Here is a 24,561-nt window from a genome sequence, read left to right on the forward strand (position 1 = left end):
GGGGCTTAACCAGATACAGGGTATACGGGACGGATGATCGACAACGCTGTTCATCCGGCCGACGACCAGACCGCGGAGGCCTTGCTCCGTGCGGACCTGGCGCGCGGCGATGCCATGGCCGACAGCGTGCTGCCGATACTGCAGTACTTGCTCGCGGCCGAGGACAGTGCGCTTTTCAGCGACGAAATTCTTGCGCGCGTGCGCGGCGTGCTGGCGGATCTGGCGCGCCAGATCGTCGAGCCGCTTCACCTGGGCGGTGCGGATTCCGGCTCGCTTGTCGAAGACATCGAAGACATGGCACGCCTCTTCATGGCGGATCCGCTGCTTTTGTCCCACGTCCACGCCATGGCCCTGGAATGGCAGATGACCGAGCGGTTGCAGACGCGCCTGGCGCTGGATCCTGTCGTTCCCCCGCTCGTCCAGGCAATGCTGGCCTCGGCCGAAGGTGCCACGCACGCCTTGGCCGTGACCTGGCTCGCGTCGCAGGCGCGTTGGTGCCAGGCGCAGCGGCGCATGAGCCTGCCCTTGTCCGAGCTGCCGGGAGATCTGCTCCACCGCCTGATCCTCGCCGTGCGCAGCGCGATGGCGGCGCGGCCCATCATGGGCGAACGCCTCGTGCTGGTGGAAGCCGCTATCCGCCGCAGCTATGACGAAGGTGCCACCCGCCTGGGCCTGGCCTCGCGTTTGCTGACCGGGCTTGGCGGCGCCTTCCATATCGCCCTTTCCGTGAGTCACGCGGGCGCGGCGCTGTTCTTCACGGCGCTTGCGGCGGGCTCCGGCCTGCGGCGTGAGGCGGCGGTGCTCGCAACCCATGAGGCGCAACTGGCCAGGCTGGCGCTGGCCTTGCGGGCAGCCGGACTAAAGGCGGCGGACATCGAAAAGCAGTTCCTTGCCATTCATCCCGAAGCGATGCTGCCCGAGGGCTTCGAGAGGCTGGGCGCAGACGTGGCGGCTTCGATCCTGGCCAGCGGACGGCAGGGCGGCTGATGCTGATGGAAGGTACCATTCTTGCCCGCGCAGTCAGCGACGCGCAGGACAGGCTGCTCGAAGCGGACGAGCCGCTGGCTGGTCTGCAGGAGCGCTGCGGCGGCGAACTGCCCGGCACCATCGCCGTTCCCGAATTGCTCGAGCTGGTCCGCAAGGCCCGGCGTTACGGCTTCCGCCTTGCGCGCGCCGTCACCGCCCATGATGGCGGGGACGTGATCACGGCCTGGGTCGAAGTGGAACCGCAAGGTCTGAACGAAGGATGTCAGATCGTCGTCCGCAACTGGCAGGCCGCTCCCGCGCCCGTCGAGGATGCGGCTTCGGTGGAGCGGCGGCGCACAATGATCGACCGGCACCTTGCCGAGTTGAGCGCCCAGCTCGATGCCGATCAGCGCGTACTCACGGTCCTGTCGGACAGCCCGGAACTGGCCGGGGTCGCGGCGGCGATGGAGGCCGGTTTCGGCGGCCACTGGACCGAGTTCCTGCCGCCAGAGAAAGTGACTCACAAGCAGCCGCTGCACTGGCGCCTGCTCGACGGATCGCGCGTGGTCGTTTCGGGATCGCGCCGGTCGTGGCGGGTTTCGCTCGTTCCGCACATGCGGCCCGGTTTCGATCCGGCGGGCTTCGAGCTTCTGCTGGTGTCGGACACGCCCGGCATTTCGGCCGCGGCCGTTCGCGAACCGATGGAGCCGATGCTTCGCCGCAGCCTCGTCGGACACGATCTGGCGCCGGTGCTGCGTCAGCCGATCTCGCGGATCATCGCCAATGCCGAGACGATCCGCACGCGGCTCGCCGGACCGCTGCCTGACGCCTACGCGGAGTATGCGGGCGAAATCGCCGGCGCGGGCAAGCTGCTTCTGGGATTGCTGGAAGATCTCGCCGATCTCGAAGTGGTCGAGACGGAAGGCTTCAGCACGGCGCCGGATCGGGTGGACCTATCGGAGCTGGCCCGGCAGGCCGCCGGCATCCTGAATGTCCGCGCTCAGGAAAAAGGCATCGTCATAGAGGCGCCGCATGGCTCGGAAGTCCTGCCGGCAGTGGCGGAATATCGCCGCGTCCTGCAGGTTCTGCTGAACCTCATCGGCAATGCCATTCGCTACTCGCCGGAGCGCTCGCACATCTGGATCCGCCTCGAAACGCTGGGCGATCGCGCCCGGATCATCGTGGCGGACCAGGGACCCGGGCTGTCGCAAGAGCAGCAGGGCAAGATCTTCGACAAGTTCGAACGGCTCGGTCGCAGCGGAGACGGTGGTTCCGGCCTCGGCCTCTACATTTCGCGCAGCCTGGCGCGGGCTATGGGCGGCGATTTGCTGGTGGACAGCGCACCGGGGCAGGGCGCGCGCTTCATTCTCGAAGTGCCCGCCGACCTTCCGGGCTGATCAGCGGCGCCTGTTCACAGGCGTCTCCTTCACAGGCGCTCCCTTCACAAGCGGTGATCGTTGGCATCCTTGCCGCGACGCGCCAGCCACAGCAGGATGACGCCCACCGCCGCCATGACCGCGCCGCGCACGGCCCAGGAGCGATCATCCAGCATCATGCTGTCGCTCGGCCACGAGATGATCCCCGTGCCTTGGCCGACCCAGAGCAGGCCCACGACGATGCCGAACAGTCCTATGACAAAGGCAAGAAGCCTGAGGAATGACATTACAATTCCTCCTGTTTTATCTTGTGAGAAGGCCGGGTTTGCGCGGCTATCTTAGGGCGTGAAATGGGAAAGCTCCGGTAACCGCGGTCACGTTCCTGGTGCCCGGCAAGTCGGTGGACCGGCATCGATCCGAGCTTCGGCCGGGGGCGAGCAGGCGTTTGACCCATGCCTTCGGCTTCTACAGCCCCGGTTCGTGGATCTCGAGCCGGGAAAACCCCCGCCAAGCTCAGGAAAAACATGGAATCCGGCCGGAAAGCACTGAGGATCATCTGCTAACGCCCCCGTAGCCAATGCTTTGTTGCTGCCCTGAAAGCTATCGCTTGGCCTCTCTCATATCAAGCACTTGTACATAGCGGGCTTAACCAGGTGCCGCGCCGGCAGGTTGCCTGGGTGCGTGCGCACAAAAAGAAAGGCCCCCGCTTGCGCGAGGGCCCTCCTGTTATCGGTGCATTGCCTTGGTCGCGCTTGCGAGCAACGGGCTCAGCGCTGGCCGATCGGCACGAAATCGCGCTGCGTCGGGCCGGTGTAGAGCTGACGCGGGCGGCCGATCTTCTGGCCGGGATCGGAGATCATTTCGTTCCATTGCGCCACCCAGCCCACGGTGCGGGCGAGGGCGAAGAGCGCCGTGAACATCGTGGTCGGGAAGCCGATGGCCGAGAGAATGATGCCCGAGTAGAAGTCGACGTTCGGGAAGAGCTTCTTCTCGACGAAGTACGGATCGTTGAGCGCGATTTCCTCGAGGCGCAGGGCAGTCTCGAAGAGCGGGTCGGTGACCTTCAGCGCGTCGAACACCTCGCGAACGGTCTTCTGCATGACCGTGGCGCGGGGATCGTAGTTCTTGTAGACGCGGTGACCGAAGCCCATCAGGCGGAACGGATCGTTCTTGTCCTTCGCACGCTCGATGTAGTGCGGGATCTTGTCCGGCGTGCCGATTTCCTTGAGCATGTTGAGCGCGGCTTCGTTGGCGCCGCCATGCGCAGGACCCCAGAGGCAGGCGATACCGGCCGCGATGCATGCGAACGGGTTGGCGCCCGACGAACCGGCAAGGCGCACGGTTGAGGTCGAGGCGTTCTGCTCGTGGTCGGCATGCAGGATGAAGATGCGGTCCATGGCCTTTTCGACGGCCGGAACCACCTCGTATTCTTCCGCCGGCACGCCGAAGGTCATGCGCAGGAAGTTGCCGGTGTAGCTCAGCTTGTTGTCAGGATAGACGAAGGGCTGGCCGACCGAGTACTTGTAGGCCGCTGCCGCAATCGTCGGCATCTTGGCAATCAGGCGGTGCGAGCTGATCTTGCGGTGCTCGGGGTCCGAGATGTCGGTCGAGTCGTGATAGAACGCCGAGAGCGCGCCGACGACGCCGCACATGATCGCCATCGGGTGGGCGTCACGGCGGAAGCCGCGGTAGAAGTTCGCCAGCTGCTCGTGGAGCATGGTGTGGCGCGTGATGGTGTTTTCGAAGGTTGCCAGTTCGTCGGCGCTCGGCAGTTCGCCATTGAGCAGCAAGTAGCTGGTTTCCATGAACGACGAATTTTCAGCCAGCTGGCCGATCGGGTAGCCGCGATGGAGCAGCACGCCTTCGTCGCCGTCGATATAGGTCAGCGCGCTTTCGCAGCTGGCCGTCGACGTGAAGCCGGGATCGTACGTGAACTTGCCCGTCTGGGCGTAGAGCTTGCGGATATCGATGACATCCGGGCCGACACTGCCCTTCAGTACGGGGTAGTCGAATTCCGTGCCACCAGCATTCAGTTTGACCTGATCACCCACCAGTTCTTACTCCTTATATGTGCGACCCGGTCGCGGCGTCCGCCTGCGCGCCAATGCGTGCGAGGCTTTCGTCCCGGCCGAGCAGAACCAATACGTCGAAAATACCCGGAGAGGTCGTTTGACCAGTCAGGGCCGCCCGCAAGGGTTGCGCGAGCTTGCCGAGGCCCAATCCCAGATCCTCGGCCATTGCCTTCAGGTTGGCTTCCAGTGCCTCCAGGAGCCATTCGGGCTCGCTGGAAAGACGCTCGTGAATGGCGGCAAGGCGCCCCCGCGCCTCGTCCGTCAACAGCGCCTGCGCCTTCTCGCTGAACGCGAGCGGACGCTTGGCAAACAGGAAGGCCGCGCCTTCTGCAAGTTCGTTGAGGTCCTTTGCACGGACCTTCAGTACCGGCATCGCCTGCGCAAGCAGGGCAAGGTCGGTGTGTTCGTAGCCGGCCTGGACCAGGCGCGGCAGGACCAGTTCCGCCAGGCGGGCGTCATTCGCCTCACGCAAGTAGTGGCCATTGAGATTCTGCAGCTTCGCGAGATCGAAGCGCGAGGGCGACTTGCCGACGTCGGCCATGTCGAACCACTTCACGGCCTGTTCGCGGCTGATGAATTCTTCATCGCCGTGGCCCCAGCCAAGGCGCAGCAGATAGTTGAACAGCGCTTCCGGCAGGACGCCCATCTCGTCGCGGTAGGCATCGACGCCAAGAGCGCCGTGACGCTTGGAAAGCTTGGCGCCGTCCGAACCGTGGATCAGCGGCACATGGCCGTAGACCGGCACTTCCCAGCCCATGCCGTGAATGATCACGAGCTGGCGGAAGGCGTTGTTGAGGTGGTCGTCACCGCGCAGGACATGGGTAACGCCCATGTCGTTATCGTCCACGACGACGGCCAGCATGTAGGTCGGCGTACCGTCGGAGCGCAGGATGACGAAATCGTCGATTTCCTCGTTCCGAACGGTGACTTCGCCCTGGACCAGATCGGTGATCGTGGTCTCGCCGTCACGCGGCGCCTTGACGCGCACGACGTAGGACTTGTCGGCGGGCCAGGTCGAGGGATCGGCATCGCGCCATTCGCTGTCGATGCGGAACGGGCGGCGTTCTTCCTGCGCCTTCTGGCGGCGTTCGGCGAGTTCCTCGGTCGTGAGGTAGCAGCGATAGGCGTGGCCGTTAGCCAACAGATCGGCGGCCACTTCAGCGTGGCGGTCCGAACGGGCGAACTGGAACACCGCCGGTTCGTCGCCATCGAGGCCGAGCCAGGTCAGTCCGTCGAAGATCGCCTCGATCGCCGGCTCGGTCGAGCGCGCGCGGTCGGTGTCCTCGATGCGAAGCAGATACTTGCCGCCGTGGTGACGGGCGAAAAGCCAGTTGAAGAGAGCGGTACGAGCGCCTCCGATATGGAGATAACCCGTGGGCGAGGGGGCAAAGCGCGTGACGACGGCCTTGCTTGCCGCCGCTCCGCTCGATGCACTGCCGCTTGCCATTCTAATAACCTTCCTGTCCTATGCTCGCCATGGCCAGCCACGCCGCCACGACAGTTGATTTCGAGCGTCCGGTTTTAGCCGGAGGCGCTGCATTGCAGCATCGCCCATGGATCAGCAAGAGCCACTTGTCGAGCGGTTTGGCGGGTGTCGAGTGTTTTCTTTCGAACTGCAGTTTCACCAGAGCGCCGTGGCTGGCCGTGGCCTTTGGAACTGGCGCAATTGCTTGGTTTTTCCTGTCGTCTGCAGCGACATGGGCAGCCCTTTGCGTAGTATGCGTCGCGATTGCATTATTCGCATTGAACTGGCACGTGGGATCGGCTCGGTTTCCTTATATCAGACAGGCGATCCTTTCGCTATCGCTGGTCGTCCTGGCAGGGTGCCTGTCGATCTGGACCCGGTCGGAAATCGTCGGGCAACCGGCCATAGAGCGGACCATGTCGGGCATCTTCACGGCCCGGGTCCTGTCGCTCGAAGAGCAGCCGGCGCTGCAGCGGGATCGGCTGACACTGGCGTTGCGAGAGCCACGAAGCGGGCGGTCCATCAAGGTCAGGGTCAATCTGCCGACCGCGCTGCGGGAACAGCCGCTGAGCACCGGTGCGGTCATTCGGTTCCGGGGCCGGCTTACCCCTCCGGCATCACCCATGTTCCCTGGTGGATACGATTTTGCGCGCGCGGCCTGGTTTTCGGGCCTGTCGGCCACGGGCTCGATTACATCGCCGGTCGAAGTGATATCGCTCGGGCGTGGAGGCGATTGGCTCGCCGACCAGCGTGCCGCGTTGTCCCGTCATATAACGACGCATCTCGCGGGGTCGCCGGGCGGTATCGCGGCAGCGCTGACGACCGGAGACATGGGCGCGATCGGCCAGGGTGATGCCCAGGCCATGCGCGATGCGGGCCTGGCTCACCTTCTGTCGATCAGCGGACTTCACGTGAGTGCGGTGATCGGCTGCGTCTATTTCGTCGTACTGCGCCTTCTGGCCCTTTTCCCGGCACTGGCCCTGAGGGTCCGCCTGCCGATACTGGCCGCAACATGCGGAGCGGCCGCGGGGCTGGGCTACACGCTGTTGAGCGGCTCGCAGGTTCCTACCATGCGGGCTTTCCTGGGCGCTCTGCTCGTTCTCGCTGCCATGGCATGGGGCCGTGAAGCGCTGTCCATGCGCTTGCTGGCGGTGGCGGCTGTCATCGTGCTGGTCATCTGGCCCGAGTCGGTCGTCGGTCCCAGCTTCCAGATGAGCTTCGCGGCGGTGATGGTTTTGGTGGCACTCGGCAATGCAGAGCCGCTGAAGCGCTGGTTGGCACCCCGGGAAGAGGCCTGGCCGTTCAAGGCCATGCGCCACCTCACGATGATCCTGATCACCGGCATTGCGATCGAATTGGCGTTGATGCCCATCGCCCTGTTCCATTTCCATCGTGCCGGCCTCTACGGTTCTGTCGCCAATGTGATCGCGATCCCTTTGACGACGCTGGTCATCATGCCTTTCGTCGCCCTGGCGCTGCTGCTCGATGTGGTTGGGCTTGGAGGTCCGGTGTGGTGGCTGGCGAACCACGCTATCGACGCCCTGCTGGCCATAGCGCGCTTCATTGCCGCGGAACCGGGAGCCGTTCGGGTGATGCCCACGATGAGTGGGTGGCATTTTGCGTTGTTTGTTGCTGGAGGGCTCTGGCTGGGCCTTTGGGACAGTCGCATCCGGCTATGGGGGATTATGCCTATAGCTGCCGGTTTCTTCGGCTTGATGCTCATTCCGGTTCCGGACATCATGGTTTCGGGCGATGGCCGCCATGTGGGCTGGATCGATCCCGAGAGCCATCGGCTCGTGATGCTCCGCGCCGGTTCCGGCGATTACGCCCTGGACAACCTCATGGAAGTTGCCGGGACGCGAGAGGTCCCGATCAATGCGCAGACGGCGCCCGGAACGCGATGCAACGCGGACTTCTGCGCCGTCGAGCTACGTTACGGCGAGGAGGCTCGGCATGTGTTGATCGCGCGGGGGAGGGCCATCGTCCCCGAGATGCAACTGGCCGAGGCGTGCAGGTGGGCCGACGTGGTGATTGCCGAGCGCCGCTTGCCGAGGACCTGCCGACCGAAGTGGCTCAAAGTTGATCGCCAGATGCTGGATCGAACGGGCGGGCTGACTATCGATCTTGCAAGCCGCAGTGTGAGGACCGTGGCCGAGGGGCAAGGAAACCATGGCTGGTGGAAACCCGCTGCGCCGACCATGATCGAACGCAAGGGATGGTATTAGCGACCGCTGGCCTGAGGAGGGCGAACAGGGCGCTCTCCTGAGACGGATCAATGATAGCGGCGCAGCAGGCCTGCCAGCTTGCCCTGGACTTCTACTTCGTCAGGCCCGTAGATCTGCGGTTCGTAAGCGGCGTTCGCGGGATCGAGGCGCACCATGCCATCTTCCCGGCGCAGATACTTGAGCGTTGCTTCCTCACCCCGCACAAGGGCGACGACGATCTCGCCATCCCTGGCCGTGGTGGTCCGCTTTACGAGTGCGAAATCTCCGTCGAGAATGCCGGCATCGACCATCGAGTCGCCTGAGACTTCCAGCGCATAATGATCGCCTGCACCGAGCAGGGCCGCAGGCACCGGCAGCGAGGACTGGCCTTCCAGGGCCTCGATCGGCACGCCCGCGGCGATACGACCATGAAGGGGGATTTCGATCACATCGTTGGCTGGCCTGGCAACCGCCGCCGGACGGGACGGTGCGGCGTTACCGCCACGCGCCGCCGATACCGCAGCCGCGGCCTTGGCCGGCTTGCTTGTGGCGTCTTCGGGCTGGCGGAGCACTTCGAGAGCGCGGGCACGGTTGGGAAGACGGCGGATGAAGCCACGTTCCTCCAGCGCGGAAATCAACCGATGGACGCCCGACTTCGACTTGAGATCGAGCGCTTCCTTCATTTCCTCGAAGCTGGGGGAAATGCCGCTTTCTTCAAGCCGGACCTGGATGAACCGGAGCAATTCGTGCTGCTTGCGCGTCAACATCTGCTTAGCCTCATGTGTTCTGTGGCACTTGGCCTGAATCGCCCGACGAACCGGCCCCGGCCGACTTGATGTCGTTCAGGGAACTTGTCTGCGAACAATGAGGGAACAATTATGCAACGAATAGGGTATCGTCAAGCAATACCGCCATTTTGGAGCAAGAATACCTGAACGGGATCACCGCGGTCAGCGGCGAGGGCATGCGCCGACCGGTCGATCAGGACATTGCTGGCGGCAAGCGAGGACAAGGCGCCGCTATCCTGTAGCGAGAGGGCATAGACCGCCTCACCATCCCAGGATCCCCGCAGGAATTCGCGGCGCGCACCCCCCGTCCTCAAAGGTGCCGAAAGCCGGGTGGCAATCGCGCGGGGCAAGGGCTGCGCGGCGCCCAGAAATGCGCGCAGTACGGGAAGAACGAAGAAATATGCGGTTACCAGGCTGGACACGGGATTGCCGGGAAGCCCGATCACCAGTTGACGACGCCCTGCCGTTTGCCGTGTCGCCACCATGAGCGGTTTGCCCGGTTTGATCGCGACGCGCCAGAAGTCGATTTCCGCGCCCCATTTTTCCAGTGCCGGCCGGAGAAGGTCGTGATCGCCCACTGACGCTCCCCCGCTCGTCACGATCACGTCGGCATCGGCGGCCGCGTCGAAGGCGGCGACCAGAGCGTCCAGATCGTCGGGGATTGGTCCATTTCGATTTGCATCGACGGGGACGCTACGCGCAAGAGCGGTCAGCATGGCGCCGTTGCTGGCGGGTATCTGATGGGCTGCGCAGCATTCGGGATCGCCGGACAATTCATCGCCGCTATCGATCACGGTGAGCCGGGGGCGGCGGCGGACGGCGAGATGCCGGTGGCCCGCCGAAATGGCAAGACCGGCCTGTGCCGGTCCGATCAGTGCCCCGGCGGCCAGCAGCGGCGCTCCATCGGCGAAATCCATGCCGCGGAAGCGGACGTGCTTGTGGCCTGGTGAGGGCGCCTCTCCCGTGAGGGCGAGGTGATCGCCCTCACGGTCGACATCCTCCTGCAGGATCACGGCCCGCGCATTTTCGGGCAACAGGGCGCCGGTGGAGATCCGCACGGCTTGACCCGGATCGACGGCTGCACCGAAAGGCCGCCCTGCCGCGCTTTCACCGATCACCTGCCAGGGTCCGGACAAGCCCCCTTCGCTGACGGCATAACCGTCCATGGCGGAGATATCGGCGGCAGGCTGGACCCGGCGTGCCAGCAACGGAGCCGCGAGATAGCGACCCAGCGCACCGTCGATGTCGACGTGCTCGACGGGCCGCGGCTCGACCAGCGCAAGCAGTCGGGCCTGTGCCTCTTCCAGAGCGATCGGCGGGATCATCGCGGCGATGTCTCGATCTTCCAGTCGCCCGATTTGCCGCCACGCTTTTCGATCAGGCGAATGTCACCGATGACCATGCCCTTGTCGAGCGCCTTGGCCATGTCGTAAATTGTCAGCAGAGCCACGGAAACCGCTGTAATGGCTTCCATTTCCACCCCGGTCTTGCCGCTCAGCGATGCAGTGCCCATTGCCAGAACGGCGCTGTCCTCGAACGTGAAATCCAGGTTCACGGCGTCCAGCGTCAGCGGGTGGCACATCGGGATGAGGTCCGCCGTCTTCTTGGCGGCCATGATCCCCGCGATGCGTGCCGTTCCCAGCACGTCGCCTTTCGGTGCATTGCCGGCGCGGATCGCTTCCAAGGCCGAGGCGCTCATCGTGATCCGCCCGGACGCCACGGCGACCCTGCGGGTCGCGGCCTTGGCACCAACGTCGACCATGCGGGCCGAGCCTTCCGCATCGATGTGAGTAAGGGACTTGCTCAAGTGCGGGCTATCCTCAATCTGCGAAGAGGAGCTGGCGGGTTGCCGCTTGGACATCGGCCTGACGCATCAGGCTCTCGCCAACGAGGAAAGTACGGGCGCCGCAAGCCGACAGCCGTTGCAGATCGGCGTGAGTGTTGATGCCGCTTTCGCTCACGAGCAGGGTGCCGGCGGGTGCCAGCGGGGCGAGGCGTTCTGTAGTCGAAATATCGGTCGCGAACCGCTTGAGATCACGGTTGTTCACGCCAATGAGACGCGACTTGAGGCGGCTCGCCCGCTCCATCTCGTCTTCGTTGTGGACTTCGACCAGGCAGTCCATCCCGCGCTCACGCGCCGCAGCCTCGATTTCAGCCATAAGCACGTCGTCCAGCGCGGCGATGATGATCAGGATCGCGTCGGCGCCGATCGAGCGCGCCTCGGCGACCTGCCAGGGATCGATCATGAAATCCTTGCGGATCACCGGAAGCGAGCAGGCGGCCCGGGCCTCAACGAGGAAATCTTCATGGCCCTGGAAGTAGGGCGCGTCGGTCAGCACCGAGAGGCAGGCCGCACCGCCGCGCTCATAAGCGATGGCATGTTCGGTGGGGCGAAAATCAGGCCGGATCAAACCCTTGGAAGGCGAAGCTTTCTTGATCTCCGCGATCAATGCGAATTCGGTCTCCGCCTTCCGGCGCAGGGCCGCCTCGAAGCCGCGAGGTGCGCTCTGTTCGCGGGACCGGGCGTCCAGGTCATCCAGCGTCGCGAAACCCTTGCGCGTTTGCACTTCGATGCGCTTGGTGTCGCAGATCTCGGTAAGCTTATCGGACATCGGTACCCTCGAAAACACGCAGCGCCTCAAGCCCGAAGCGCGGAAATCCAGCAATTGAGCAGAGCATTGGCCAAGCCCTTGTCGATAGCCTCGGCAGCCTCTTCCACGCCTTCCCGCCAGGTTTCGACCTCACCGGCAACGATGAGGGCGCCCGCGGCATTGAGCAGGACGGCATCGCGATAGGCGCCATGCTCGCCCAGCAGCAGTCGCCGCAGGGCATCGGCATTATGGGCCGCATCGCCGCCGCGTATCGCCCCGACAGGAGAGATGGGCAGCCCTACATCCTCAGGGGAGACGCGGCGCATCGAAAGCTCGCCGTCCTTGATCTCGGCGACTTCGTTGCCGCCGGCGAGGCTGAGTTCGTCCAGCCCCTCGTCGCCGGAAATGACGAAAGAATGCGTGCTGCCCAGGTGCATCAATGCCTCGGCATAGATCGGCACATAGGCTGGGCGCGCAATGCCGACGAGCTGGCGCGTGACGTTTGCAGGGTTTGCCAGCGGCCCCATCAGGTTGAAGATCGTTCGGCGGCCGATGGCTTTGCGGATCGGCATGATCCGCCCCATCGCGGGGTGATGCCGGGCAGCGAAGAGGAAGCAGATGCCGAGGTCGCCGAGCGTTTCCTCAGCCGTTTCCGCGGCGCGATCGAGGTTGAGCCCCAGCGCTTCGAGCGTATCGGCGGCACCGGCCTTGGAACTGGCGGCGCGGTTGCCGTGCTTGGCGACAGGCACGCCGCAGGCGGCGACCACCAGCGATACCGCGGTCGAGACATTGAGCGTGTGATGGCCGTCACCGCCCGTGCCGCAGACGTCGATGGCGTTGGCGGGCGCCGAGATCGGGATCATGCGCGCGCGCATCGCCCGGGCAGCACCGGCGATTTCGCCCGAAGTCTCGCCCCGTTCGGTGAGGGCGATGAGGAAGCGGACGATCGAATCGTCATCGACCTTACCGTCGAGGATCAGCCCGAAAGCGTGCTCGGCTTCGGCTTCCTCGATGGGATGGAGCGGGTCGGGCAACGTCATCTGCAAGGTCACGCCGCGATCCGTGCGGGCAGCCGGGCGTCGATGCCGCAGAGCCTCAGGTAATTGGCCAGCATCGCATGGCCATGCTCGGTGGCGATGCTTTCCGGATGGAACTGCACGCCATGGATGGGCAGATCGGCATGGCGGAAGCCCATGACATGGCCATCGTCCGAGCGGGCGTTGACCTTGAGCGCCTCGGGAATTCCCTCGACGATCAGCGAGTGATAGCGGGTCGCCGTGAAAGGTGAGGGGATGCCTGCGAAAACGCCGGTATCGTCATGATTCACCGGCGAGGTCTTGCCGTGCATCAGCCCGCCGCGAACCACTTTGCCGCCGAAGTACTGGCCGATTGACTGGTGGCCCAGGCAGACGCCGAGCAGGGGCTTTCCGGCATCGGCGGCGGCACCGACGAGGTCGAGGCTGATGCCTGCCTCGTTGGGCGTGCAGGGGCCAGGCGACAGCAGGAAACCCTGAGCGCCGCTGTCGATGGCCTGCGCGGCGGAGAGTGCGTCGTTACGGACGACTTCGACTTCGGCGCCAAGTTCCATCACGTAATGGACGAGGTTCCAGGTGAAGCTGTCGTAGTTGTCGATGACGAGGATCATTTAACGCCTTTCGTCGCTTTCTCGACGACGATCAAGGGGCCGAGCGGAGGTCCGCCGTCCACGCGCCCGTGCTCCGGGTCCCAGAGCGAGGATACGCTGCCGTCGAGAAACAGCGCATTGGGGCAATCGAGTTTGTCGCGGAACAGCCGGGCAAGCTTGCCGAAGGACACCGGCTCGTCCGAAATCACGAAATGCGCGCGGCCTTTACGGTCGACGCCTACGGCATTGCGCAGCTTCCTCGATTCGCCGTCCGCGTCGATCTTAGGGTGAAGCTTGCCGCCGATCACCAGCATCGGTCCCGACTGCGTGCCGAAGTCGGGCCGGTTGGAGACGCTCCTGGCGAAATCGTCCGTGGCCCGGATCGCCCATTGTCCTTTCGCGTCGCCATAAAACACGCCGTTGGGCTGGAGGTGGAAATTGCCCCAGCCCGCGTTGGTGTTGAGCTTGTGGCCCCGCTCGCCCTCTTCGACGTAATAACCGATGGGCTGTCCCTTGTCGTCGAACATGCCGCCGTTCATCGCGAAGGCCACCGCATGCCGGCCGGAGGGACGGCTAGCCGCCAGTTCCGACAGGCTGCGATAGGGCGCAGCGCCCTTGGGGCCGAGCACCATGTGGATCGAATGGCGCGCAGGATCGGCCAGGCAATGCGTGAAGCTTGCGCCTTCGAACGTCGCGCCTTCACAGGACGGAGGCGGTGGGGAAACCTTGCGCTCGGGGGCGGCGTCGGATGAGCAGGCGGCGACGAGGAGCGCGAAGGCGGCAATGCTGCCGGCGCGCGTCACCATCGGCAGGCTGCTGCCCCGGACTTGAGGCCGAAGTTCCGGAGACGCAGGTTCCGAAGCCCCGGGATCGGGAAGGCCTCTATGCCGGTCACTGCCCGAAACCCGGTTCACCGGCGACGCGAACCGCTTCGCGGGCCGCGGCAAAGAGCGCGCCGGACTTGGCCTCGCACTCGCGCTGCTCGTAGGCGGGGACGCTGTCGGCAACGATGCCGGCGCCGGCCTGAACGTGAAGGATGCCGTCCTTCAGCACGCCGGTGCGCAGCACGATGCAGGAATCGACCGAACCGTCCGGGGCGAAATAGCCGACGCCGCCGGCATAGGCGCCGCGCGTTTCCGGCTCCAGCTCGGCGATGACCTCGCAGGCGCGAACCTTGGGCGCCCCGGAAACGGTGCCTGCCGGAAAGCCTGCGAAGACGGCGTCGATGGCATCGTGCCTGGCCGTGTCGAGCTTGCCCACCACGTTCGAGACGATGTGCATGACGTGGCTGTAGCGTTCGATCGTGTAGCTGTCGGTCACTTCGACGGTGCCGGCAGCCGCCACGCGGCCGACGTCGTTGCGGCCGAGGTCGAGCAGCATGAGGTGCTCGGCCCGCTCCTTGGGATCGGCCAGCAGGCTGATTTCGTTGGCCTTGTCTTCCGAGGCCGTCTTGCCGCGCGGACGGGTGCCGGCGATGGGACGGATCGTCACTTCGCCCTCGCGGACGCGGACGAGGATTTCCGGGCTCGAGCCAATCAGCGCGAAGCCGGGCATGTCGAGGAAATAGAGGAAGGGCGACGGGTTCACGCGGCGCAGCGAGCGGTAGAGCGCCAGCGGAGGCAGGGTGAATTCGCAGGTGAAACGCTGCGCCAGCACTACCTGGAAGATGTCGCCCGCCTCGATGTAGTCCTTGGCCTTGAGAACCATGGCTTCGTAGTCGGACGCGGACATGACCGGGGTCTGGACGGGCTCGGGAAGATCGCTCGCGCTGGGCAGGACCGGGGCGGGCGCGGCCAGTTTGCGCAAGGCTTCGTCGATGCGCTCGGCGGCCAGTTCGACCAGGCGCTCCGGCGTGCCGGCTTCCGGCCAGAGCGGGGCGACGCAGAAGAGTTCGTCGCTCAGGCGGTCGAACACCAGTATCAGCGAAGGGCGCACGAACAGCATGTCGGGCAAGGCGAGCGCGCTTTGCGGCGCGCGCGGCAGCTTTTCGACAAGGCCGATGGTCTCGTAGCCGAAATAGCCGACAAGGCAGGCGAGGGCGGGCGGAAGCGCGGCAGGAACGTCGAAGCGGCAGCTTTCGACCAGCGCACGCAGTTCCACCAGCGTCTCGCCGGCCAGCGGCGCGAAAGCCTCGCGGTCGTTCTGCCAGTCGCGGTTGATCTCGCAGCCCTGGCCTTCGGCGCGGAACACCAGATCGGGATCGAGGCCGATCAGGCTGTAGCGCCCGCGCGTCTCGCCGCCTTCGACCGATTCGAGCAGAAAGTCGCCGCGGCCTTCCTCGAAGAGCTTGAGCGCGACGGCGACCGGGGTTTCGGTATCGGCCACGAGCTTGCGCCAGAGCAGTGCCGGCTTGCCCTTGGAGAGCTGCGCCAATGCCGCAAGGCGATCCGATTCGCGTTCCATGACCCCGGTCTTCATCTGATTGGCCTTATTCGGCGCTGGCGGTGCCGGCGAGCTGGTCGCGCACGGCCTTGATGGCCTTGTCGTGCTTGGTCACGCCCACTTCCTTGCGGATCGCCTTGCCGAGCGCGTCGGTATAGGCCTGGCCCATCTGGCCGCCCAGCTCGCGCTGGGTGCCTTCGACGAGCTGGGGCGATTCGACCTTGCCGGGCACGACGTCCTTGAGGACGACGACGAACCAGCCGCGATCCTGTCCGGCCGACTGCACCTTCACGGTGCCCTTGGCCATGTGGAACATCAGCGAGACCGGCGGAGGCACCTGGCGGCCTGAACGCAGCGCTGCAGTCAACGTGGCGCGCGACATCGAGACCTGCTCGACGGGCAACTGCTTGCCTGCAGCGGCAACGGCCTGTTCGACGGTCTTGCCCTGGCGGATCTGCGTCTGGATCTGGAGCGCGGCGGCCTTGGCAGCAGCCCCGCCCTTGTCGAGCGCCCAGGCGGCCTTCACGTCGCCGACGATCTCCTTGTAGGGAGCCGGCGCGGAAGGCGTGATGTCGGTGACGTCGTAGACGATGAAGTTGCGCTCGGCCGCGACCTGGTTGCCGTCCTTGCCAACTTGCGCGGTCTGCGGCTTTTCCTGGTCCATGCCGAAGGCGGTCTTCAGCACCGGCTGCAGCAGGGCAGGCGCGGTCTCACCGGGCTTGCCGTAGATCTGGCCGTTTGCGGTGACCGGTGCCGTCGTCTCGACAGTGGCGCCAAGCGACTTGGCGACTTCGACGAGGCTGGCGCCATTGGCGAATTCGTCCTCGATCTTGGCGAGCAGGTCGGTGAAAGCGGCCTGCTTCTTTTCGGCGCTCAGCTTGGCGGCGATCTCGTCCTTGACGGCGGCGAGGGGGCGCTCAGGCTTCTTCTGTTCGTCCTCGACGCGGATCAGGTGCCAGCCGAGAGCGCTCTTCTGCGGCGCCGTGAGCTTGCCGACAGGGGCTGCAAACACGGCGTCGGCAACGGCCGGCGAGAACTGGCTGGAGAGCTGGTCCTTGCTGAAGAATTCGAGCTTGGCGGCGGAAAGGCTCTTTTCCTGGGCAGCGGCTTCGAGCGTCTTGCCGCCCGCGACTTCGGCGGCGACGGCCTTGGCCGCGGCTTCGGTCGGAACGATCAGCTGGGTGATCTTGCGATTGTCCTGCGCGGCGTAGATCGACTTGTCCGCCTGGTAGCGCTTGGCGATATCCGCGTCCGTGGGAGCGGGGATCGCCTTGACCGCGTCCTCGCCGAAGGTGGCATAGCGGATCACGCGGCGCTCGGGACGGATGAAGGCGTTGGTGTGGCTCTTGTAGAAGGCCTGGAGATCGGCGTCGTTCGGCTCTTTCGCAGGGAAGAACAGCTGCGAGGGAAGGGCGACGACCGAACCGGCGCGGTTCTCGTCGAGCAGGGCCGCATAGCGCTTGGCCGCGAACGTCGACATCGAGGTGCCGAACTGGGCGGGCAGCATGAGCTGCTGCGCGATCAGGCCCTGCGCGATGTCTTCGCGAAGCGACTTTTCCGAAAGACCCTGCTGGCCGAGAAGCTGGCGGAAGGTTGCCTGGTCGAACTTGCCGTCCACGCCCTGGAAGGCGGGAATGCGGGCGATCTCGCTGTCGATCAGGCGGTCACCGGCGACGACGCCGATCTTCTTGCCGAAGAACGCGGTCGCGGTGCGATCGATCAGTTCGTCGAGAACCTGCTCCAGGCCGCCCTGGGCGATGAGGACCTTCATGGTCATCGTCGGATCCTGGGCCTGCACCCGCGAAAGCGCGGACTTGGCGGCAAGGCCCAGTTCGTTCTCCTCGACCTCGTCCTTGCCGACAGTGGCGACGGACTTGCCCGCGGTGATCCCGGTGGAATCGCCCAGGCCGGTCAGGTCGCCGCCGACGAAGGCCAGCGTGATGAGCACCAGCACCGCCAGGGCAATGCCGGCACCGATCTTGGACTTCAGGAGGTTTCGGAAGAGTGAGAGCATGTACCGTGCCGATCAGCGTGTAAATTTGGGTTCAATCGGAGCGCGATGGCCTTGCCACCGCGCGAAACGGGGCAGGCTTTAGGGTGGCTTGTGTCATCCTGCAATGGCGACGTTCGATAAGGCGCTCGCGACTCGGGAAATCGTGGCTTCCATCCGCGGTTGCGACTGAACCGGGAATGCACGGATTTTGACAAGTGAGCCCTCCGTGCACTAGCAGCGCCCCGAAAGCGCGGCTTGTGATTCCCGCTCCCAGCGGGCCTTCCGGGCACTCTGCGCGCTCTGAAATCAAGGTTTCCCAATAACATGGCTGGTCTGCCTTACATCGTCGGTAACTGGAAAATGAACGGCACGCGTGCGATGCTCAATGAGGCGCGCGCGATCGACCGGGCTGCCGCACGCTTTCCGAAGGTGCAGGTGGCGGTCGCGCCGCCGGCGACGTTGCTCTACCGCGTCCGCGATGCCGTCGAACTGATCGGTGTCGGCGGGCAGGATTGCCGCGCGGAAGACAGCGGTGCCTTCACCGGCGATATCTCTGCCCCCATGCTCAAGGATGCAGGCGCGGACTTCACGATCGTCGGCCACTCGGAGCGCCGCACGCTTCACGGTGAGCGCGATGGTGACGTGAAGGCCAAGGCCGAGGCGGCGCTCGCCGCGGGCCTCGCGGTGATTCTCTGCGTGGGCGAAACCGAAGCCCAGCGCGATGCAGGCGATGCCGAATCCGTGGTCGCCGCGCAGATCGAGGGCTCGGCTCCGGCCATTGACGGCCTGCCCGAGAAGCTCTCGCTGGCCTACGAGCCGGTCTGGGCGATCGGCACCGGACGTGTGCCCTCGATCGAGGACGTGGCCGCCATGCACGCGGCAATCCGCGCCAAGCTCGTTGCCATCTACGGTGAGGGCGGGGCGGACGTGCGCATTCTCTACGGCGGCTCGGTAAAGGCGGAGAACGCCGGCGAACTGCTCTCCGTGCCCGACGTGGGCGGAGCGCTGGTCGGCGGTGCCAGCCTGAGCGCCGAGAGCTTCCTGGCGATCGTCGGTGCCGCAGCCTCGCTGGGCAACGACTGACTTTCCGATTTCGGCCGGATCGCGCGCTTTGTGGCGACGGTTCGGCTGATGACTTGCACAGAAGGCCGCGAGCGCCTATCTGCGCGGCTTGAGACGAGGGCACGGCTTCCGCTGGAAGCGTCCCCACAGAAGACTGAGAAAAACGCAAGATGCTGTTCACCTTCCTGACCGTTGTCCAGGCGATTGTCGCGCTCCTGCTCGTCGGGATCATCCTGATGCAGAAGTCGGAAGGCGGCGGTCTCGGTGTCGGCGGCGGTAGCCCTTCGGGCATCATGTCGGCGCGCGGTGCGGCCAACTTCATGACCCGTGCAACCGGCATTCTTGCGGCGATCTTCGTGATCCTTTCGATCGTGCTGGCGGCACTGGCGGTCAACGAGACCACTGGCCGCGACATCGATACTTCGCTTCAGCGCGAGACGGCTCCGGCCGCGCCCGCGCAGCCGGCCGATCCGCTCGCCGGCGCAGCTGCCCCGGCTGCCGCTCCGGCAAACGGCGCCAGCCCTGCTCCTGCCGGGACTGCGCCTGCTGGAACCGCACCGGCCAATGATCCGCTTTCGGGTGCTGCCGGCCAGTAAAACGGTCCGATCAGCAGGGTTCACCCCGGCGCATCATCGTAACAGGAATGCCGTCTGGCTCTGGCAGGCGGCATTTCATTCGTTTTGAACTGTGGATTCAGGCACAGCGCTCTTGCGCTCGTGCCCCCATGCAATTTAAGGGCCGACTCCCATGGCGCGGCATATTTTTATCACCGGCGGCGTGGTCTCCTCGCTCGGCAAAGGTCTCATGGCGGCGAGCCTCGCGGCTCTCTTGCAGGCACGCGGTTATCGCGTCCGCATCCGCAAGTTCGATCCCTATCTGAACGTCGATCCGGGCACGATGAGCCCGTATCAGCACGGCGAAGTCTACGTCACCGACGATGGCGCGGAGACGGACCTCGATCTGGGCCACTACGAACGCTACACCGGCGTTTCGGCGCGCCAGGCCGACAACATCACCTCGGGCCGTATCTACCAGGACATCATCGCCAAGGAGCGCCGCGGCGACTATCTCGGCGCCACCGTCCAGGTGATCCCGCACGTCACCGACGCGATCAAGGACTTCGCGATGACGGAGACCGAGGATCTCGACTTCGTTCTCTGCGAGATCGGCGGCACCGTCGGCGATATCGAGGGCCTGCCCTTCGTCGAGGCGCTGCGCCAGCTGCGCAACGAACTGGGCCGCGAGCAGACCTGCTTCGTCCACGTCACGCTGGTGCCCTATATCGCGGCGGCCGGTGAGCTGAAGACCAAGCCGACGCAGCACTCCGTGCGCGAACTGACCGGCCTCGGCATCCAGCCCGACATCCTGCTGTGCCGCTGCGACCGCGAACTGCCCGAGAGCGAGCGCCGCAAGATCGCGCTGTTCTGCAACGTCCGTCCGCAGGCGGTGATCCCCGCGCTCGACGCGCCGAACATCTACGCGGTACCGCTCCAGTACCACCACGAGGGTCTCGACGCCGAAGTGCTCCATCACTTCGGCATGGCGTCGGAAGCGCCGGATCTGTCGCGCTGGAACGACATCACTGACCGCTTCGAGCACCCCGAGGGTGAAGTGACCATCGGCGTCGTCGGCAAGTACGTCGGTCTGCAGGACGCCTACAAGTCGCTGAACGAAGCGCTCGTTCACGGCGGCATGGCCAACCGCGTGAAGGTCAACGTCAACTGGATCGATGCGGAAATCTTCGAGAAGGAAGATTCGGAGATCGCCGCGGCGCTCGAACCGATGCACGGCATCCTGGTACCGGGCGGCTTCGGCGAGCGCGGCACCGAGGGCAAGATCGCATCGGTGCGCTTCGCCCGCGAGCGCGAAGTTCCTTTCTTCGGCATCTGCCTCGGCATGCAGATGGCCTGCATCGAAGGCGCCCGTTCCGCGGGTGTCGAGAAGGCCAACTCGACCGAGTTCGGACCGACCGAAGATCCCGTCGTCGGCATCATCACTGAGTGGATGGGCAAAGACGGCCTGGAAAAGCGCGCAGAAGGCGGCGACCTTGGCGGCACGATGCGCCTTGGCGCCTACAAGGCCGAGCTTTCGCCCAACAGCCACGTTGCCTCGATCTACAACGCCACCGAGATTTCGGAGCGCCATCGTCACCGTTACGAGGTCAATGCCCAGTATCGCGAGACGCTGGAAGGCGATGGCCTGATCTTCTCCGGCATGTCGCCCGACGGCCTGCTGCCCGAGATCGTCGAGCGGCCGGACCACCCGTTCTTCGTGGGCGTGCAGTTCCATCCGGAATACAAGTCCCGGCCGTTCGAGCCGCATCCGCTGTTCGCAGGCTTCATCGCCGCGGCCTTGCGCCAGGCGCGACTGGTCTGATCTTCGGACAGGGTTGAAATTAAAGAGGCGGTCTCGCAGGAGACCGCCTCTTTTCGTTTGCGCGGGTTCTCGCGCGGAACGGCGGTGGGCCGCTCCTGCCTCCTGCCTCCTGCCTCCTGCCTCCTGCCTCCTGCGTCAGGCGAGCACCGAGAGCAGTACGGTGATCGTGCCGACCGACAGCACGGTGGAAACGAGAATGACCTTGGCCGTCAGCGCGCCTTCGCGGCGATGGAACTCCGCGAGCATGAACGGCCCCGTGCCGGTCGGCAGAGCCGCCAGGAGCACGGCGGCGTCGCGAAGCGGCTTGGTGAGCGGGAACACCCAGAGAGCCAGAACCAGCGTAAGGGCCGGATAGAAGAACAGCTTGAGCGCCACGAGCAGGGCGGTCTTTCCGGTTCCCCCGGCTTCCGTTTCGCGCGGTTCCGCCAGGAACATGCCGAGGCACACGAGCGCGCAGGGGCTGGCGGCCGATCCCAGCAGTTTGAGAAAGGCGTCGAGGGGCGCTGCGACGCCGATGCCGCTGGCCATCACCGCCGCGCCCAGCAGCGGGGCCAGGACCAGGGGATTGCGAAACAGGGCCTGGAGGACGCGCAGGAGGATCGTCAGAGGGCGGCCGCCCGACTGGTTGCCGAACTCGATCAGCACGATGGCGACGGCGAACAGCACGCAGACGGTGTTGATCGTGGCGATCAGGGTCAGCGCCTGCGATCCGGGGCCAAGGGTCGCCAACAGAAGGGGGAAGCCGAGGAAGGCCGTGTTCGAGTAGGAGCCATTCAGGCCGTGGATCGCGGCGTTGCCGATCGGCGCTCCGGTCAGCCGGCTGACGGCCACCGTCGCGGCGAAGAAGAAAAACGTGCTCAGCCCGAAAACGGCAAGGAAGCCCGGCTGCCAGATGTCCGCCACTTGCGCCTTGGCGACAATGTCGAACAGGAGCGCCGGGAGCGCGAGATAGACGACGAAACGGTTCAGTTCGGTCGTCGACTGGGGGCTGAAGATGCCCACCCGCCGCGCCAGCCAGCCCACGAAAGTCAGCGCAAAGATCGGCAGGACGATCAACAGGATAGAGATCATGGAGCGCGGCAGCCTTCAACCCAGCAAAGTCTGCGGCTTAAGTGCTGGGTCGGTGCTGTCCATCGCTCTTTTTCCCAGGAGCGATGCGAGGGTTGCAATCGGCCATCAAAAAGGGCGGCCCGGATATCCCAAGCCGCCCCCATCTGCGAATTATCGAACTGTTCAGGCGGCGGCGGAATCGTCGCCCGCACTGCCGTCCACCACGGTCAGCGTATGGCCGCCGATGGCGATCTTCTTGGGCTTCATCGCTTCCGGCACTTCGCGCAGGAGGTCGATGACCAACAGACCGTCGGCAAGGTCCGCGCCGTCGACGCGAACGTAGTCGGCCAGCTCGAACCGTCGCTCGAAACCGCGCTGGGCGATGCCGACATGCAGCATTTCGCTGTCCGCCGCCTCATCGGGCTTGTGGCCCTTGACGACCAGCAGATTGGCCTGTGCGGTGATATCGATGTCCGCCGGCTTGAAACCCGCGACGGCCAGGGTGATGCGATAGGCATCCGGGCCGCGGCGTTCGATGTTGAAGGGGGGGTACTTGTCGCCCGGGTTCGCGCGGCCCTGGTTTTCGATCATGTCGAACAGGCGGTCGAAGCCGACCATGGTACGGCGATAGGGCGAGAAATCGATACGGTTCATGACAAAAATCCTCCAATGAGCAATCTTCGTTTCGTCGGGGCCCGGACCTTCCGGCGCCCCGTTTTCAAGCCATGCCCTTGGCGGGCCATGACTTGAATTCCTAGATATGGTAGCCGCCCCCTGTTTCAAGGCCCCGTCCGGCGGCCTTCGGAACGTGGGCTTGCCCAGGTGCAGCGGCCCGGTCGCCAAGAGACGAAAAGGAAGAATTCGATGAGCCAGCCGAAGGTGGAAATCTATACCAAGTGGGGCTGCCCCTACTGCGTCATGGCGAAGTCGCTGCTGGACGATAAGGGCGTTCCCTATGAGGAATACGATATTACGATGGGCGGGCCCAAGCGCGACGAAATGCTCGAACGCGTGCCGGGTGCCCGAACCGTTCCGCAAGTGCTGGTGGACGGCAAGCCCTATGGCGGGTTCGACGATATCGACGCCTTAAACCGGGCGGGCAAGCTCGACCCCGTCCTCGGTCTCTGACCGCCATGGGCCGCGCTGCGCTGTTCCAGATGACTTCGGGCATCGATCCCGAGGCCAACGCCGCCGCCATCGTTTCCGCCATTCGCGAGGCGAAGGCGGGGGGTGCGGCGATGCTGTTCACGCCCGAGATGTCCGGCCTGCTCGATCGCAAGCGGGAGAGGGCGGCGGCGAACATCGTCGGCGAGGCCGATGATCTCGTTCTGGCCGCGGCGCGGGAGGCGGCTGCGCGCGAAGGGATCTGGGTTCATCTCGGCTCCCTGGCCGTTCGTCCTGACCGTGATGCGCCGGAACGGCGGTATGCCAATCGCGCTTTCGTGATCGACGACAGCGGCGAAGTCCGCGCGCGGTACGACAAGATCCACATGTTCGACGTGGATCTTGCGACCGGCGAATCCTGGCGCGAATCGAACGCCTATGCGCCCGGTGAGCGGGTAGTGACGGTGGCAACGCCGCTTGGCCGGCTTGGTCTGGCGATCTGCTACGATGTGCGTTTCCCCGCATTGTTCGAAGCGCTTGGCCGCGAACGCTGCGACCTCGTGGCGATTCCTGCGGCTTTCACGGTGCCGACGGGCCGCGCCCACTGGCATCTCATGCAGCGCGCCCGCGCCGTGGAAGCCAGCGCTTTCGTGCTGAGCGCCGCGCAAGTCGGCCATCATGAGGACGGCCGCGAGACTTATGGCCATTCGCTGGCGATCGATCCCTGGGGAGACGTTCTGCTGGACCTTGGCGGTGACGTGGCCGGCCTGGGTTTCGTCGATATCGATCCCGCGCGGATCGCGGAAGTCCGCGGACAGCTGCCGAGCCTTGCCAACCGCCGCGAGATCGCCAAATAGGCCGCATGCCCATCGTCTTTGATCTCGAATGCCGTTCCGCGCACCACCGTTTCGAGGGCTGGTTCAAATCCTCGGAAGATTTTGCGCGCCAGCAGGAGCATGGGCTGGTCGCCTGTCCTCATTGCGGCTCGGCCGAAGTGGGCAAGGCCGTCCAGGCGCCGCACCTTGGCCGGAAGGGCAATCAGCGGGCCGAGCCGGCGCGGGCGCCTGCTTCGACCGCGGCCGTGCCGGCGCCACCTGCGGGCGGAGCCCCGGTGCCTCAGGCGCTGGAATTGCCGCCTCAGGCGGTCGAGGCCCTGCACAAGCTGGCGATCATGCAGGCCGAGGCCTTGAAATCGAGCCGTTTCGTCGGTGACAGCTTCGTCGAGGACGCCCGCGCCATGCATTACGGCGAGCGCGACAGCGAATCGATCCATGGCCGTGCGAGCGTGGAGCAGGCCAAGGAACTCATGGAGGAAGGCATCGCCGTTGCGGCCCTGCCGTTCCCGGTGCTGCCGCCCGAACAGGCCAATTGAATCGCCCCATTCAACAGATTGCCAAGTTCGGCACTGCAAGCTAGGACGCGCTCGAGTGCGCCCGTAGCTCAGCCGGATAGAGCACCAGATTCCTAATCTGGGGGCCATGGGTTCGAATCCCGTCGGGCGCACCAAC

23 protein-coding genes and 1 tRNA gene are annotated in these 24,561 nt (G+C 65.2%); 10 read left to right on the top strand and 14 right to left on the bottom strand.

Features of this window, described 5'->3' with window-relative positions:
* Positions 1-33 precede the first annotated feature (33 nt).
* Together EDF58_RS03160 and EDF58_RS03165 are read left to right on the top strand one after the other, a co-directional pair.
* Positions 34-987, top strand: coding sequence for a hypothetical protein (locus tag EDF58_RS03160; protein WP_132262595.1), 954 nt, complete (start codon positions 34-36; stop codon positions 985-987).
* Complete coding sequence (locus EDF58_RS03165; protein WP_132262597.1) at positions 987-2,363, top strand: sensor histidine kinase; 1,377 nt, start codon at positions 987-989, stop codon at positions 2,361-2,363. The genes EDF58_RS03160 and EDF58_RS03165 overlap by 1 nt, the downstream gene beginning before the upstream one ends.
* A gap of 44 nt (positions 2,364-2,407) precedes the next feature.
* Here the strand turns inward: EDF58_RS03165 and EDF58_RS03170 are convergent, their stop codons facing one another.
* From EDF58_RS03170 to gltX, 3 genes are all read right to left on the bottom strand, one after another.
* On the bottom strand, positions 2,408-2,629 hold the full coding sequence (locus tag EDF58_RS03170; protein ID WP_132262599.1) for a hypothetical protein: 222 nt from the start codon (positions 2,627-2,629) through the stop codon (positions 2,408-2,410).
* A 480-nt stretch (positions 2,630-3,109) separates the two neighbouring features.
* Entirely contained in the window at positions 3,110-4,393 is a 1,284-nt protein-coding gene (locus EDF58_RS03175; RefSeq protein WP_132262601.1) for a citrate synthase, read from the bottom strand.
* 13 nt (positions 4,394-4,406) lie between these two features.
* Positions 4,407-5,861: a glutamate--tRNA ligase gene (gene gltX, locus EDF58_RS03180; protein ID WP_132262603.1), complete on the bottom strand. Its 1,455-nt coding sequence runs from the start codon at positions 5,859-5,861 to the stop codon at positions 4,407-4,409.
* 20 nt (positions 5,862-5,881) lie between these two features.
* On the opposite strand from gltX, the gene EDF58_RS03185 reads away from it, so the two are divergent.
* Positions 5,882-8,104: a ComEC/Rec2 family competence protein gene (locus tag EDF58_RS03185; protein ID WP_243654056.1), complete on the top strand. Its 2,223-nt coding sequence runs from the start codon at positions 5,882-5,884 to the stop codon at positions 8,102-8,104.
* A gap of 47 nt (positions 8,105-8,151) precedes the next feature.
* On the opposite strand, the gene lexA is transcribed toward EDF58_RS03185, so the two are convergent.
* The 9 genes from lexA to EDF58_RS03230 form a co-directional block, all read right to left on the bottom strand.
* Positions 8,152-8,850, bottom strand: a complete 699-nt coding sequence (gene lexA, locus EDF58_RS03190) for a transcriptional repressor LexA (RefSeq protein ID WP_132262606.1) — start codon at positions 8,848-8,850, stop codon at positions 8,152-8,154.
* A gap of 131 nt (positions 8,851-8,981) precedes the next feature.
* Complete coding sequence (locus EDF58_RS03195) at positions 8,982-10,196, bottom strand: molybdopterin molybdotransferase MoeA (RefSeq protein ID WP_132262607.1); 1,215 nt, start codon at positions 10,194-10,196, stop codon at positions 8,982-8,984.
* A complete protein-coding gene (gene moaC / locus EDF58_RS03200) occupies positions 10,193-10,678 on the bottom strand; it encodes a cyclic pyranopterin monophosphate synthase MoaC (RefSeq protein ID WP_132262609.1) in 486 nt (161 codons plus the stop codon). Before moaC ends, EDF58_RS03195 begins: the two co-directional genes overlap by 4 nt.
* 13 nt (positions 10,679-10,691) lie before the next feature.
* Positions 10,692-11,483 carry an indole-3-glycerol phosphate synthase TrpC gene (gene trpC, locus EDF58_RS03205; protein ID WP_132264075.1) on the bottom strand — a complete coding sequence of 264 codons (792 nt, stop codon included), beginning with the start codon at positions 11,481-11,483 and terminating at the stop codon, positions 10,692-10,694.
* 26 nt (positions 11,484-11,509) lie between these two features.
* Positions 11,510-12,502 carry an anthranilate phosphoribosyltransferase gene (trpD, locus tag EDF58_RS03210; protein WP_132264077.1) on the bottom strand — a complete coding sequence of 331 codons (993 nt, stop codon included), beginning with the start codon at positions 12,500-12,502 and terminating at the stop codon, positions 11,510-11,512.
* Between the two features lie 8 nt (positions 12,503-12,510).
* On the bottom strand, positions 12,511-13,107 hold the full coding sequence (locus EDF58_RS03215) for an aminodeoxychorismate/anthranilate synthase component II (protein ID WP_132262610.1): 597 nt from the start codon (positions 13,105-13,107) through the stop codon (positions 12,511-12,513).
* A complete protein-coding gene (locus EDF58_RS03220; RefSeq protein WP_132262612.1) occupies positions 13,104-13,892 on the bottom strand; it encodes a phosphodiester glycosidase family protein in 789 nt (262 codons plus the stop codon). The genes EDF58_RS03215 and EDF58_RS03220 overlap by 4 nt, the downstream gene beginning before the upstream one ends.
* A gap of 85 nt (positions 13,893-13,977) precedes the next feature.
* Positions 13,978-15,489 carry a chorismate-binding protein gene (locus EDF58_RS03225; RefSeq protein WP_132262613.1) on the bottom strand — a complete coding sequence of 504 codons (1,512 nt, stop codon included), beginning with the start codon at positions 15,487-15,489 and terminating at the stop codon, positions 13,978-13,980.
* A gap of 25 nt (positions 15,490-15,514) precedes the next feature.
* The gene (locus tag EDF58_RS03230; protein WP_132262615.1) at positions 15,515-17,482 is read right to left on the bottom strand and encodes a peptidylprolyl isomerase; all 1,968 of its coding nucleotides are present in this window, start codon (positions 17,480-17,482) and stop codon (positions 15,515-15,517) included.
* A 303-nt stretch (positions 17,483-17,785) separates the two neighbouring features.
* Between EDF58_RS03230 and tpiA the strand changes: the two genes are divergently transcribed.
* The 3 genes from tpiA to EDF58_RS03245 all read left to right on the top strand — a co-directional run bounded on the left by tpiA (position 17,786) and on the right by EDF58_RS03245 (position 20,899).
* Positions 17,786-18,544, top strand: coding sequence for a triose-phosphate isomerase (tpiA, locus tag EDF58_RS03235; RefSeq protein WP_132262616.1), 759 nt, complete (start codon positions 17,786-17,788; stop codon positions 18,542-18,544).
* A gap of 152 nt (positions 18,545-18,696) precedes the next feature.
* On the top strand, positions 18,697-19,119 hold the full coding sequence (gene secG, locus EDF58_RS03240) for a preprotein translocase subunit SecG (RefSeq protein ID WP_132264079.1): 423 nt from the start codon (positions 18,697-18,699) through the stop codon (positions 19,117-19,119).
* A 151-nt stretch (positions 19,120-19,270) separates the two neighbouring features.
* Positions 19,271-20,899, top strand: coding sequence for a CTP synthase (locus EDF58_RS03245; RefSeq protein WP_132262618.1), 1,629 nt, complete (start codon positions 19,271-19,273; stop codon positions 20,897-20,899).
* 135 nt (positions 20,900-21,034) lie between these two features.
* On the opposite strand, the gene EDF58_RS03250 is transcribed toward EDF58_RS03245, so the two are convergent.
* Together EDF58_RS03250 and EDF58_RS03255 are read right to left on the bottom strand one after the other, a co-directional pair.
* A complete protein-coding gene (locus tag EDF58_RS03250) occupies positions 21,035-21,970 on the bottom strand; it encodes an AEC family transporter (protein WP_132262620.1) in 936 nt (311 codons plus the stop codon).
* Positions 21,971-22,132: 162 nt separating this feature from the next.
* Entirely contained in the window at positions 22,133-22,603 is a 471-nt protein-coding gene (locus tag EDF58_RS03255; protein WP_132262622.1) for an Hsp20 family protein, read from the bottom strand.
* Positions 22,604-22,813: 210 nt separating this feature from the next.
* On the opposite strand from EDF58_RS03255, the gene grxC reads away from it, so the two are divergent.
* The 4 genes from grxC (at position 22,814) to EDF58_RS03275 (ending at position 24,559) form a co-directional block, all read left to right on the top strand.
* Positions 22,814-23,077 (top strand): glutaredoxin 3, encoded by a 264-nt coding sequence (grxC, locus tag EDF58_RS03260; RefSeq protein WP_132262623.1) that lies wholly within the window; start codon positions 22,814-22,816, stop codon positions 23,075-23,077.
* Between the two features lie 5 nt (positions 23,078-23,082).
* Positions 23,083-23,910: a carbon-nitrogen hydrolase family protein gene (locus EDF58_RS03265; RefSeq protein ID WP_132262625.1), complete on the top strand. Its 828-nt coding sequence runs from the start codon at positions 23,083-23,085 to the stop codon at positions 23,908-23,910.
* Between the two features lie 5 nt (positions 23,911-23,915).
* Complete coding sequence (locus EDF58_RS03270; protein ID WP_132262627.1) at positions 23,916-24,425, top strand: DUF1178 family protein; 510 nt, start codon at positions 23,916-23,918, stop codon at positions 24,423-24,425.
* 57 nt (positions 24,426-24,482) lie between these two features.
* Positions 24,483-24,559 (top strand) — tRNA-Arg (locus EDF58_RS03275).
* The last annotated feature ends 2 nt before the right edge of the window (positions 24,560-24,561 follow it).

The organism is Novosphingobium sp. PhB57 (genome assembly GCF_004342985.1).
In the GTDB taxonomy this organism is placed as follows: Bacteria; Pseudomonadota; Alphaproteobacteria; order Sphingomonadales; family Sphingomonadaceae; genus Novosphingobium.